Here is a 12,107-nt window from a genome sequence, read left to right as displayed (position 1 = left end):
ACTCAGTCGGGACGGCCCGGCGGCACCGCGGCACCGCGGCTGCGGGTCGGCTCAGTGCGGCTCAGTGCGGCTCAGTCGAACCGCGCGGCCAGCAGGACCACGTCCTCCGTGTCGTCACCCTGTTCGGGGCCCTCGGGGAGCACCGTGCGCAGCACATGGTCGGCGACCGACGCGGCGTCGTGGCGCAGCGCCCTGGGGACGCTCGCCGCCGCCGAGTGGAGCCGGGTGAACGCCCGGTCCATGGAGTCCCCGGCCCGGCGCAGCAGGCCGTCGGTGTACAGCAGTACGGTCTCGCCGGGCGCCGGGGCGATCTCCACACTCGGCGCCTCCCAGCAGGCGAGCATGCCCAGCGGCGCGGACAGGGTGGTCTCGACGTACTCGGTGCGCCGGTCGCCGACGATCAGCGGCGGGGTGTGCCCGGCCCCGGCCAGCAGGATCTTGCGGCGGGCGGGTTCGCAGTAGGCGAACAGCGCGGTCGCGGACCGGGCGGGTTCGGTCAGCCGCAGCAGCAGTTCGAGATCGGAGAGTACGGCGACCGGGTCCTCGCCCTCCATCACCGCGTACGCCCGCAGGCCGGCGCGCAGCCGTCCCATCGCGGCCAGGGCGCTCGGCCCGGAGCCGCTCACCGAGCCGACGGCGAGCCCGAGCGCACCCTCCGGGAGGGCCAGCGCGTCGTACCAGTCGTTGCCGCCCTGCGGCGCGGCGTGATGGCGTACGGCCAGCTCCACGCCGGGGATCCGGGGCATCCGGCTGGGCAGGAGCTCCTCGGTGACGGTGGCGACATCGGTCCTGGCCCGTTCCAGTTCCAGCAGCCGGGCCAGGTGTTCGGCGGCGTACCCGGTGTACAGACCCGCCAGGTGGCGCTGGCGCTCCAGCGGCTCGGCGGGTTCGTCGTAGAGCCAGACGGCGGCGGCGAGCCGGCCGGTCCGGTCGGTGGTGATCGGCAGGGCGTAGCTGGCGGCGTAGCCGAGCCGGGCGGCGACCTCACGCCTGCGGGGGTCCAGGCCGGTGTCGCCGAGCAGATCGGGGGTGGTCAGGGGGCCTTCCGGGTTGGGCAGACCTTCCAGGATGCGTCCGTAGGACGTGGCGCTGCGCGGCACCGTCTCGATCTGGCCGAGCTCGGCGTGGGCCAGTCCGAGGCCGATGGTGCTGACGGGGCCGCGGCGGTCGGACGGTTCGAACACGATCAGCCCGCGGCGGGCTCCCACCAGAGCGGCTCCGGCGTCGAGCAGCTCGTGAAGTGCGTCGTCCAGGGTGCTGGTTCTGGCCAGCCGCTCGGTGAGCTCGTGCAGCGTGGTGAGGTCGGAGACCCAGCCCGCCAGACGGTCCTGGATGAAGGCGCTGGGGGCGGCGGGCACCTCGGAGAGAGGCCCGTCAGTGTGCGTCGAAACCGGAACTGTGGGATCGATTCCAGCCACTTTCGGAAGGTGCGGGGCACTCATGTTCGCCGGCTTTCCGACTGGTGTGTTTCGTCGAATAGCATCGCAAACCCCCATGTCATTCTGCGCAGCTATCAGTGCATCCACATGTACACGCACAAGTAAGGCGATGTCCAGCATTGTCCCCACGGGATTTGTGGTGTCCAAGTGATAACCAACTTGGCCAAAAAATGCACCCTGCGGCCGCTATTTGCGGTCGACTGGGTCTGCTCGGCAGGGGGTGCCCTCGGGGTGAAGTCCCGAGGGGAGCGTCATTCCGGGCATGCTGGGTACGTAATCGGTAGATGGCCAGGGACGGTTCCGACCGCCCCCGGAACCTGGCAGCGGGCCCGGACGTCCTCATCTGTGACGGCCACGCCCCACCCCCGAGTGGCGAGGTTGTACGCACGGACGGCAGGCGCGACACGCGCCCTGCGCCTCGCCATGATTTCGACTGGAACCGGCTCGATTCGGCTCAGCACAGCTCACGCTCGGTAGCGACGACCAACCCGTACCGCAGGCTCGACGAGCATGTACACACAGTGAAATTCCGCACACGCGATGTGACGCACGCGTGGTGTGATGTGGACCCTCGGCGTTCAACGGAAAGGAACGAGCGCTCATGCGCGAGATCCTCGGAAGGCGACGCAGGCTCCGGTTCCGGGACAGGCCCGCCCAGCTCGACGCGGCCCTGGCCTGTGCCACCGAGTGGCAGTGGCCGGTACTCCCGGGAGTGGGACTGCAGGCGGCCGACGGCCGCGGCGAGCGCGGCTGCGCCTGCCCCGATCCCGAGTGCGCCGTACCCGGCGCGCACCCCTTCGATCCCGGACTGCTCGCGGCGACCACCGACCCGCGGATGGTGCGCTGGTGGTGGACGAACCGGCCCGCCGCGCCGGTCGTACTGGCCACCGGCGGGCCGGCGCCGTGCGCACTGAGCCTGCCGGCCGGTGCCGGCGCCGGCGCGCTGGCCGAACTCGACCGGATGGGGGTGCGGCTGGGCCCCGTGGTGGCGACGCCGACCCGGTGGTCGCTGCTGGTCGCCCCGTACACCCTCGAACGGCTCGGTGAACTGCTGCACGCCCAGGACTGGGTGCCCAGTTCGCTGCGGTTCCACGGGGAGGGGGGCTATCTCCTCCTTCCGCCGTCGGGGACGGGCACGGGGCAAGTGCGCTGGGAGCGGGCGCCGGACCGGGTCTCCCGGCTGCGGCTGACCGGTGGAGCGCCGGTCGCGGCGGCCTCCTCGCCGTGGCTGCCGGATGTGGGAGCGGTTCTGGACGCGCTGGTCGAGGCGAGCAACAGTGCGCCGGACGGTGGAAGCCGGCTCGCCTACTGACGCCGCAGCCTCGGGCCGGCTGACGGGGTGGCCTCGGACCGGCTGACGCCGCAGCCTCGGACCGGCTGTGCAAAACACCGCTGTGCGGCACGGCTGTGCAAAGCACGACGGTGCAAAGTCGTTCGGCGGTCGGCTTTCTGATGCCCCCTCCGAATCGTGTGCGAAGAATGTTCGAGCTTCTCTTTCGGGAATCGCTCTGGACGTTGTCCGGGATCAGTCCGGGCGTTGTTCGGTCCTGGTCCGTGCGTTGTTCGGGCGCTGTCCTGGTTGTTTTGCGGCCGCATTCCGGCGGAAGTCGCATTCCTGCGGGTGTTCGAAGGTCCGGAGGGCGGCTCCCGCCGCCGCCGTCCGGCTACCGTCCTCCGTCCGACGCCGAGGGTTCTGCGGCTGCCCTCGGGCCCCTGGGCTGTGCGGCGTCGCTGGGGGAGCGGGATCCGGCCGGATTCCGCGGGGGCCGGATCCAATCCGGTTCCGTCCGCAGCGGGTTGACGCAGGCCCACGGCCGATGCTGCCCGAGCTGTCGGGGGCTGTGGTGAGCGCAGCGAGCCGTCAGGAGGCCGATGGCGAGGGCTGCGGCACGGGGAGGGGCTCGTCCGGGGACCTGCGTCAGGTCTGTGCGCGGTTCGTGCGCCGCGCTGTGCGCCATGGGCGCTGTACCCGGAAATGAGGATGCCCGATCGCTGGCGACGGGGGATGCACCAGCGACCGGGCTTCTAGAACGGTAACAAGAGATCTGCCGTTCGCAAATTCGATCTCGCGTATTCGGACAGCGATTTACCTGTCAGTACGGCGAGTTGTGACGCGAGTCACCGTACGCCGCCGTACGGTCCGGGCGGTGGTCACGGTCAGCTGAGCGTCACCTGGCGGTTGGTGAGCCCGCCGCGCGCCCGGCGCTCCTCGGGAGTGAGGGGCACGTCCGAAGCGAGCGCCGTGGCCAGCCGCTCCGCGAACACCGCGGCGGGCTTCTCGCACTCCTCTGCCCCCATCGCGCTCGGCAGATCCCAGACCGGGACCATCAGGCCGTGCGCGCGGAAGGAGCCGACCAGCCGGGTCCCCTCGCCGAGGGACGAGACCCCGGCGGCGTGCAGCCGGGCGAGAGCGTCGAGGAGCTGCTCCTCGGGGTGCGGCATGACCCACCGGAGGTGGTTCTTCTCCGGTGTCTCGCACCAGTACGCGGCGTCCACCCCGGTGAGCAGGACGGTCGGGATCGCGGCGTCGTTCGCACGCTCCAGGGAGGCGGACACCTCGGCTGTGGCGTTCTCCGCGTCCGGCACCCAGAACTCGAAGCCGGAGTGCACGACGGGCGCGAACGGCGCAGCCGGGTCCAGGACATCCTGCAGCCGGGGCCCGTCGGCCGGAACGCGCCGGGCGGCCACGGGCGAGCCGGGCTCGGTCTCCAGCGCTCGCTGCAGGGTGTCGGCGAGGTCCCGGCTGAGGTCACCGGAAGAGGTGTCGTTCTGCAGGGCGAGCAGAACCGATCCGTCGTCGCGGCGCAGCGCGGGCCAGGCCATCGGGAGCACGGTCGCGAGCGTCACGGACGGTACGCCCTCGGGCAGCCCGCCCTTCAGCGTCAGCTCGACCGTGGCGGCGGGGACCAGCTCGCGCAGCGCGACCCAGTCGCACTCGCCGGCCAGTCCCTCGAAGGGGCGCTGGACGAGCTCGGTCACGGCCTGGGCGGCGGCGCGGCCGTGGCAGGCCTTGTAACGGCGGCCCGAACCGCACGGGCAGGGCTCGCGAGCCCCGACCACCGGGATCTCGCCGTCCTTGAGTTGCTGCTTCCCGGCCTTGGTCTGAGGGCGCTTCTTGGCCATGGTGGGCTTTCTCCCGGTTGCGACGGTTGCGACAGTGCGGTCTGGGCCGCGAGCCTAGCCGCCCGTACGGTGTCCGGGGTGCAGCTGCCCCAGCTGCCTGCGGGCACGGGTGCGGGAACGCCGCTTTCCCGGTGCGACTTTCCCGGCTCTCGTACCGCTTCCGCCGTACTGCCTCCACCGCACCGCACCGCTTCTGCAGTACCGCAGTACCGCGGCACCGCTTCCGCCGTACTGCTTCTTTCGTACGGCTTCGCCGGGTCAGCCCGCGTCGTCGAAGGCGCCGGCGAGATCCAGCCCGTCGAGCCCTGGTACGACGGGTACCGCAGCCGCACTCGGCAGCGCGGTCGCGCCGTTCAGCCGTCCGTTGCCCCGTCCGCCCGGTCGGCCACCGGGGCGTTCTGGCCCCTCGTTGACCAGCACCCAGACCGTGACCTCGCCGGACGAGCTGTCGCGTACGCCCCACTTCTGGGCGAGCGCGCTGATGATGTTGAGCCCTCGGCCGCCGCGAGCAGTTACCGATGGAGTGGCCGGAACCGGTCGGGTCGGACCGCCTCCGTCTGTCACCTCGAGGGTCAGCCCGCCCGTTCTGTCGACGCGCCACGCGGCGCGCACGTCACCCTCTCCCACGTCGCTCTGCCGGCCCAGCGGCCTGCCGTGCCGACAGGCATTGCTGAGCAGTTCGGAAAGGATCAATACAGCATCGTCGACGACCGAATCCGACACCCCGTGGCTGCGCAACTGCTCACGCATCCGGTGCCGTGCCTGACCCACGCCCGCAGGGCCATGGGGAACGGCCATGCTCGACGACGTGGGCACTTCCTGTGCCACCACCAACGCCACCCCCGAGACCTCCTTTGCCCCACGCCACGGAGTGGATGCCCCCCTGGGCTGGGCCGGAAACCGGCCAATGGTCTGCCAGTGACGCACTCGTAACGATCGAGTACAGCCCGAATGCGCCGGTGCACTCCCCGTCACTGATATGAAGACCGACCCCCATATGTGCCGGTCGGTCTAAGCGCGTCCCAATTGCGACAGGACCTGCTTCGGACGGTTCGTGATGATCGCCTCCACTCCGAGCCGGACGCAGAGGTCGACGTCCTCCGGTTCGTTGACCGTCCAGACGTGGGCCCGGTGGCCCGCCCGGTGCAGGCGGTCGATGTAGCCCGGGTGGCTGCGCACGATCCGCATCCCGGGACCGGCGATCCGGGCGCCGGCCGGCAGGCGCCCGTCACGCAGCCGCGGCGAGACGAACTGCATCAGATAGACGGTGGGCAGATCCGGTGAGGCGTCCTGGATGCGGCGCAGGGAGCGGGCCGAGAAGCTCATGATGCGGACCGGCGAGGGGCCCCCGGCCGGCGGCGCGTCGAGCTCGAAGCGCTTCAGCAGATGCAGCAGCCGCTCCTCGACCTGGCCCGCCCAGCGGGTCGGGTGCTTGGTCTCGATGGCCAACTGGAGCGGACGCCCGGTGGCTCGTGTCTCGACGAGCAGTTCGAGCAGCCGTTCCAGGGTGAGTACGGAGGTGAGCTCGCCCGGCACCGGGTCCCAGTCCGGGGACTCCGACTCCTCGCGGTCCTTCCACGAGCCGAAGTCGAGCGCGGCGAGCTCGGAGAGCTCCAGGGCGGAGACCGCGCCGCGACCGTTGGACGTACGGTTCACCCGGCGGTCGTGCACGCATACGAGATGGCCGTCGGCGGTGAGCCGTACGTCGCACTCCAGGGCGTCGGCGCCGTCCTCGATCGCCTTCCGGTACGCGGCCAGGGTGTGCTCGGGGGCGTCGTCGGACGCGCCTCGGTGTGCGATGACCTGGATGGGATGCTGCGTGGTGTGCTGCTGTCGTGCGTGGGTCACCGCGTCATGGTGTCACCGGCGGGCCCGCGGGCGCGCGAACCCTGCGACGCAGGACCGTTTTGCCCGATATAAAGGCCCGTGCGCGGATGCACAGGTCCTGCTTACAGTGGTCTGACGTGCTGTGGGAAAAGCTGACTCCAGACACGTACACAGCGGATCTCTTGCCGAATCATGATGTGGAACCGAGGAGTATAGAGCTGTGAGCACAGAGAACGAGGGCAACGAGGGCACCGCGGCCGAGGCCGCGCCGTCCGTTCCGTCCACACCTCCAGTGCCGGCCGATGCTCCCCAGGGGCCTCCTGGAAGCACGCACCCGGCCCCTCCGCGGACGGATGTGACGGCCGAGCAGCCGCAGGTTCCCCCGGCCCATGACCCGGCGACCACGACCATGGCCCAGGTCCCGCCGGCGCCGCAGCCCCACATGCCCCCTCCCGTACCCCAGTCGGCAGCGGACGCCGGCTGGCCCCCGCCCCCGCCCGCAGTCCCGGCCTACGCCCACGGCGCGCAGGGCGGCGGCCCCGTGTGGGGCCCGCCCGGCCAACTGCAGACACCCGACGCCCCCCGCAAGCGGGGCGCCGGCGGTCTGGTGGCCGCGGTGGTCGTGGCAGCGCTCGTGGCGGGCGGCATCGGCGGAGCCCTCGGCTACTGGGCCGCGGACAGCAATGACGGCTCCGGCTCCTCCGGTTCGACCACGGTCGCGGCGTCGGCCAACCCGCAGGACCTCAAGCGCGACCCGGGCACGGTCGCGGGCGTGGCGGCCAAGGCGCTGCCCAGCGTGGTCACCATCGACGCGCAGGGCGGCGACGGCGAGGGCGGCACCGGCACCGGCTTCGTGTACGACAAGGAGGGCCACATCCTCACGAACAACCACGTGGTGGCCTCCGCCGCGGACAACGGCCAGCTCACGGCGACCTTCTCGAACGGCAAGAAGTACGGCGCCGAGGTGGTCGGCCGGGCCGAGGGCTACGATGTCGCGGTCCTGAAGCTGAAGGACCCGCCGCAGGGGCTCACCCCGCTGGCGCTGGGCAACTCGGACCAGGTGGCGGTGGGCGACTCGACGATCGCGATCGGCGCTCCGTTCGGCCTGTCCAACACGGTCACCACGGGCATCATCAGCGCGAAGAACCGCCCGGTCGCCTCCGGCGACGGCTCCGGCGGCAGCAACTCGTACATGAGCGCCCTGCAGACCGACGCCTCGATCAACCCGGGCAACTCCGGCGGCCCGCTGCTGAGCGCCGGCGGCGCGGTCATCGGGATCAACTCGGCGATCCAGTCGACCGGCAGCAGCACCGGCCAGAGCCAGGCGGGCTCCATCGGCCTCGGCTTCGCGATCCCGGTCAACCAGGCGAAGAACGTCGCCGAGCAGCTGATCAAGACCGGCCAGCCGGTGTACCCGGTCATCGGCGCGACGGTGACGATGGACGAGAAGACCGGCGGCGCGGTCATCTCGGACCAGGGCACGAGCGGCACGGACGCGGTCCCGAAGGACAGCCCGGCGGGCAGGGCCGGTCTGAAGCCGGGGGACGTCATCACGAAGTTCAACGACACCGTGGTCGACAGCGGCCCGACCCTGATCGGCGAGATCTGGACCCACAAGCCGGGCGACAAGGTCACGCTGACCTACAAGCGCGGCGGAAAGACGTCGACCGCCGAAGTCACCCTGGGGGAGCGCAAGGGCGACAGCTGACCGGCTAGGCTGTCCTAGCGTCGAAAGCGGGTTGTTGACCGCCGACGCGGGGTGGGTTGCCCGAGCGGCCTAAGGGAACGGTCTTGAAAACCGTCGTGGCAGCGATGTCACCGTGGGTTCAAATCCCACACCCACCGCAGGTGAACGGCCCCTGACCAGTACGTATGGTCAGGGGCCGTTGCCATGCCCGCTCCCTGCCGGTCACCGCTGTTCCCCCTGGATTCCCGGTCTATTGGGCACGGATGGGGCACGCGGGGGGCACGGCTGGGCGCTGCTTTTTGTGGCTGCTGGGGTCGGCCGGTCAGCGGCTGATGGGGATCTCGTAGACGATCTCGCAGTGCGCTGCGGGCACCACGATGTCCGCTGTCTCCACGGGGCGACCCTGGTCGCTGTAGTACGTCCGCCGGATGTGCGTCACAAGTGCGGCCTTCTGGATGCCGAGTAGCGACGCCTCCTCGGCGGTCGCCTGCCGTGGCTCGGGCTGCTCCACCGCATGGCTGACGGTTACTCCGATCGCGGCCATGCGGTTCACGACACCTGCCCCGGCGTGCGGCCCTCCCTCGGGGAGGACGACGAGTGTGCCCGCGGTGAGGTCGTAGGGCTCCCAACTCGTCGACAGCTGCACCGGCCTGCCGTCGGCCAGGAACTCGTACGTCGTCCGCACGCACAGCTCGCCCTCGGCGATCCCCAGCCGCGCGGCAATCTCCGCCGGGGCCGGCACCTTCGCCTCGGTCCGGCTCTCCCAGTCGCTCTGCCTGCCGAGAGCCTTCATGTCCTGGCGGAACGGGGACCCCGTTGGCTGTTCGCGTGCGGACGACCGCACGACTCGAACGCGTTGCCGGGCTTCGGCGACATACGTGCCCGATCCGGCTCGGCCTTCCAACACACCCTGGGAGATCAGCAACTCCTGTGCCCGGCGCACCACGTTCTCGCCGACGCCGCACTCCTGGCCGATCTGGGCGCGGGAGGGGAGGCGGTCGCCCGGTTCCCAGACGTGCTCCGCGATGCGCTGCCGGAGTTCGTCGGCGATGCGGAGATACGGCGGTTGCTCAGACATATGGAAAATCTAGTCCACTAGCTCTAATCTAGTTAACTAGCTTCACTGAAAGTGATAGTCGGTGACGGGGGCTGTGCTGTGTCCGCTTCGGGAGTGAGTGCGGCGGCTATCGCCGCCCGGCTGTCCGCCGCCGGGCTCCCCACGCGGGTGGAGGAGCACAACCGGTTCGCGACGGTCGAGGCGGAAGTGCCGGAAGTTCTCTCCGCCGAGTCATGGCGGGAGGTCCTGGACGTGGTGGCTGAGGCCGATCGATTCGGACTACTGGCCACCAGCTTGAACGGCCGCACCTTATGGGCGGTCGTACGCAAAACGGTCCCCACGACGGGCGATGTCGGGGGACCGGGCGATCAGCGATAGGAGCTGACCAGCATGCTCAACCGTATCTGCCGTGCCGCCTCCCTCACCAGAGAGCGGCACTTCCCCAAGGGCCGGCACCGCCGCCCCTTAACGCCCTCCCGGCCACTGGCCGCTCCCACCTCCGCCGCGCTGGCTGACGCGTCGACCGTTCCCTTGGGCCCGGCTTTGGCTGGCGCGGTCCACCGTCGCCCGCTGAGGGGTGAGGACGGGCCGTACCTGGTGGCGTGGGAAGAGCGTGTACGGACGCGAGCGGTGCTCGTCGCGTCTCGTCTGCCGGCCGAGGCGTGGTCGGCCCTCGCGGGGGTTCGCTGATGCCCCCTCGCCGACAGTCGTCCGGTGCGGACACCACTTCCGTCCCCTACCGCTCGATCGCGTGCAGGATCGGCACGCACTCCTCCTGCGTTGAGTCCTCCCCGTTCTTGGCACCGGTCGACGTCCCGGTGATCTATGAGGCGTGCGACTGTCCGTGCCACTCGATGCCCGAGCTGTCCGCGGCCGTGGAGGTGACGCTGTGAGGCCTCAAGTCCCTGTCGGTGTGCTGGTTTCTCACATCGAGGTCACCGCGGCCACCGTGCAGCGCGGCGACATCATCCAACTCGGCGGGCAGGCATGCCGGGTGAGAGACCTTTTCCAGCTCCCCCAAGGGGCCAAGCAACTGGTCTTCGAGTCGGGCGAACTGCTGGCCATACACGCTCGTACTCGGCTCGTCGCCGTACGACTGATGAGAAGGCGGTGACCGGCGCCGTGCCCTCTCGTCACCACGACATCGCCGACGATCTCCGCCACCAGATCACGACGGGCCGCCTCAAGCCTGGCGAGCGCCTGCTGTCCGAAGTCGGCCTGGCCGCCCGGTACAAGGTCAGCACAGTGACCCTGCGCCGCGCCCTCGCCGTACTCCAGGGGGAAGGACTCGTCGAGAAGATCCACGGCAAGGGCAACTACGTCCGTCGCCCCCGCCGCAAGATCATGTATGTCGGCGGCTGGGGCACACTGGACCCCTGGACCGCGGCTGAGCCCACGTTGCGCGTCACGGTTCGCAGCACCACGGTTCCGGCCTCCGTGGTCCTGACGACGTTGCTGAAGGTGCCAACGGGCAGCCCTCTCGCCGAATACACCTGCCTCAGCCTCGAACAAGGGTCACCGCACGGGCTGGCCCGCATCTACATCCCACGCGACCTGGCCCCGGCCGGAGTCCTCGACGACGACTCCGTGTGCCGGGAGGCAGCCACGAGATTCGCCGTCCTCGGCCCGTCGCCGACCACCATCCGAGAAACGGTCTGCGCCCGCTCCCCCACACCGGACGAAGCCTCGGCCCTCCGGATCGGAACCACCACGGCCGTCCTCGCGATCACACGCATCGCCACCGACTCCACCGGCCGCGTCATCGAAGCCGCGCTTCTGGCCTTCCCGGGAGACCGCCTCGATGCCGTCTTCACCAACCACCACGTGCCCGAAGAGAGGCAGGCCCAAGGATGAATGCACCGAACGAACTGCGGCTTCTACCGTGGACGGGCCCGGAGGACAAGCCCTGCTACCTGAGCACTGACGACCCGGACGGCTACATGTCCCGCCTCGCGGACAACATCGAAGCGATCCAACTCGGCACGGCAAGCGCACTGTTGGAAGAGTCCTCAGAAGCTCTCGACAACCAGGACACGTCCCCTGGCGAGATGCGGTGCCTGGCCAAAGAGCTGACCGGGGCCCTGCGCGACGTCTACCGCGTTGCAACGAGCCGCGGTCACCGCCGGGCAACAAGCGATCCTCGTGAGTCCGCCTACTGATCCACGGTCCCACCGACCAGTACAGCAGGAGTGGCCCATGGCTCTGACTAGATCAGATGCCATGGGCTTCTGGCTTTGCCGGCCGACTTCCGTCGAACCTTGGACGGTCTGAGGACTGCTTCGTCCCGAAGCAACTCAGGGTGGGCCCTCACCCTGGGTCGCTCTGCTTCTCGCCTGTGCCGATGGTTTGCTGGCGTTCGTGCTCGTCCAACGTTGTCCGTCGCCTCGCGGAACTGGGTCATGCCGCGCTTCAATGGTGCCGAACTAGACGGAGAGCGAGGCGGACCGAGGCGGGCGAACGGTGAGGTTCGTTTCGTACATCCTCCGAAACACCCTCACGTCGTGGGTGTCGTAGGTCACACTGAGCCCCTGGTGAAGCCAAGGGGGAATCATGAGTAGCCCGCACATCAACACGCCCATCCAGGTGCGCATGTACGCCAACGCACTGCATAAGGCTGTCTGGGTCGTTGTGGTCGTGGCGTCGGCCGGCCTCCTCGCCCCGCCGCTGTTCTTCATCGCAGCCAAGAAGCGTGTCGTCAGCATGGCAGTGCCCGCAGTGTATGCGGTGATCATTTACGGTTCTGCTGTCCTCGGTTCAGTTCTCGGCAACCCGAAGAACTGGGTGGGTGGCGTCCTCGCCATCACGATGATCATTGCCGCCGTACACGCTGCGATCCTCGATGCGGACTGGAAGCCAGGCCGGTAGCGGGTGGATCGGCGGCGCCCGCCTCTCAGCACGATCCTGCGGGCGTGATTGAAGCTGAGACCGTTCGTGGCGTGAACTTCTGGTCCGTAGCTCTACGTAGATCGGTCAT

Annotated in this window: 12 protein-coding genes and 1 tRNA gene; 8 read left to right on the top strand and 5 right to left on the bottom strand. The window is 69.8% G+C overall.

Translation table 11 applies throughout. From position 1 onward, the window contains the following. Nucleotides 1–71: 71 nt before the first annotated feature. A complete protein-coding gene (locus AB0I52_RS02005; protein WP_363067984.1) occupies nucleotides 72–1,559 on the bottom strand; it encodes a PP2C family protein-serine/threonine phosphatase in 1,488 nt (495 codons plus the stop codon). A 481-nt stretch (nucleotides 1,560–2,040) separates the two neighbouring features. On the opposite strand from AB0I52_RS02005, the gene AB0I52_RS02000 reads away from it, so the two are divergent. Beyond that, nucleotides 2,041–2,751: a bifunctional DNA primase/polymerase gene (locus tag AB0I52_RS02000; RefSeq protein ID WP_363067983.1), complete on the top strand. Its 711-nt coding sequence runs from the start codon at nucleotides 2,041–2,043 to the stop codon at nucleotides 2,749–2,751. Between the two features lie 845 nt (nucleotides 2,752–3,596). Here AB0I52_RS02000 and AB0I52_RS01995 read toward each other — a convergent pair. From AB0I52_RS01995 to AB0I52_RS01985, 3 genes are all read right to left on the bottom strand, one after another. Next, nucleotides 3,597–4,562, bottom strand: coding sequence for a DUF5926 family protein (locus AB0I52_RS01995; protein ID WP_363067982.1), 966 nt, complete (start codon nucleotides 4,560–4,562; stop codon nucleotides 3,597–3,599). A gap of 258 nt (nucleotides 4,563–4,820) precedes the next feature. Further along, nucleotides 4,821–5,489 (bottom strand): ATP-binding protein, encoded by a 669-nt coding sequence (locus AB0I52_RS01990; RefSeq protein WP_363067980.1) that lies wholly within the window; start codon nucleotides 5,487–5,489, stop codon nucleotides 4,821–4,823. An 84-nt stretch (nucleotides 5,490–5,573) separates the two neighbouring features. Beyond that, on the bottom strand, nucleotides 5,574–6,410 hold the full coding sequence (locus AB0I52_RS01985; protein WP_363067979.1) for a glycerophosphodiester phosphodiesterase: 837 nt from the start codon (nucleotides 6,408–6,410) through the stop codon (nucleotides 5,574–5,576). A 199-nt stretch (nucleotides 6,411–6,609) separates the two neighbouring features. Between AB0I52_RS01985 and AB0I52_RS01980 the strand changes: the two genes are divergently transcribed. Together AB0I52_RS01980 and AB0I52_RS01975 are read left to right on the top strand one after the other, a co-directional pair. After that, nucleotides 6,610–8,097 carry a trypsin-like peptidase domain-containing protein gene (locus AB0I52_RS01980; RefSeq protein WP_363067978.1) on the top strand — a complete coding sequence of 496 codons (1,488 nt, stop codon included), beginning with the start codon at nucleotides 6,610–6,612 and terminating at the stop codon, nucleotides 8,095–8,097. 50 nt (nucleotides 8,098–8,147) lie between these two features. Continuing rightward, nucleotides 8,148–8,234, top strand: a tRNA-Ser gene (locus AB0I52_RS01975). Between the two features lie 164 nt (nucleotides 8,235–8,398). Here AB0I52_RS01975 and AB0I52_RS01970 read toward each other — a convergent pair. Then, a complete protein-coding gene (locus AB0I52_RS01970) occupies nucleotides 8,399–9,154 on the bottom strand; it encodes a GntR family transcriptional regulator (RefSeq protein ID WP_363067977.1) in 756 nt (251 codons plus the stop codon). A 78-nt stretch (nucleotides 9,155–9,232) separates the two neighbouring features. Here AB0I52_RS01970 and AB0I52_RS01965 point away from each other — a divergent pair, with 78 nt between their 5' ends. The 5 genes from AB0I52_RS01965 to AB0I52_RS01945 all read left to right on the top strand — a co-directional run bounded on the left by AB0I52_RS01965 (nucleotide 9,233) and on the right by AB0I52_RS01945 (nucleotide 11,998). Further along, on the top strand, nucleotides 9,233–9,511 hold the full coding sequence (locus tag AB0I52_RS01965; protein WP_363067976.1) for a hypothetical protein: 279 nt from the start codon (nucleotides 9,233–9,235) through the stop codon (nucleotides 9,509–9,511). A 511-nt stretch (nucleotides 9,512–10,022) separates the two neighbouring features. Next, a complete protein-coding gene (locus tag AB0I52_RS01960; RefSeq protein ID WP_363067975.1) occupies nucleotides 10,023–10,247 on the top strand; it encodes a hypothetical protein in 225 nt (74 codons plus the stop codon). Next, nucleotides 10,244–10,987: a GntR family transcriptional regulator gene (locus tag AB0I52_RS01955; protein WP_363067973.1), complete on the top strand. Its 744-nt coding sequence runs from the start codon at nucleotides 10,244–10,246 to the stop codon at nucleotides 10,985–10,987. The genes AB0I52_RS01960 and AB0I52_RS01955 overlap by 4 nt, the downstream gene beginning before the upstream one ends. After that, nucleotides 10,984–11,292 carry a hypothetical protein gene (locus AB0I52_RS01950; protein WP_363067972.1) on the top strand — a complete coding sequence of 103 codons (309 nt, stop codon included), beginning with the start codon at nucleotides 10,984–10,986 and terminating at the stop codon, nucleotides 11,290–11,292. The genes AB0I52_RS01955 and AB0I52_RS01950 overlap by 4 nt, the downstream gene beginning before the upstream one ends. A gap of 391 nt (nucleotides 11,293–11,683) precedes the next feature. Next, nucleotides 11,684–11,998 (top strand): hypothetical protein, encoded by a 315-nt coding sequence (locus AB0I52_RS01945; protein ID WP_363067970.1) that lies wholly within the window; start codon nucleotides 11,684–11,686, stop codon nucleotides 11,996–11,998. The last annotated feature ends 109 nt before the right edge of the window (nucleotides 11,999–12,107 follow it).

Source organism: Streptomyces sp. NPDC050423, assembly GCF_040655445.1.
In the GTDB taxonomy this organism is placed as follows: domain Bacteria; phylum Actinomycetota; class Actinomycetes; order Streptomycetales; family Streptomycetaceae; genus Streptomyces.
This window is presented reverse-complemented; position numbering and strand designations above follow the sequence as displayed.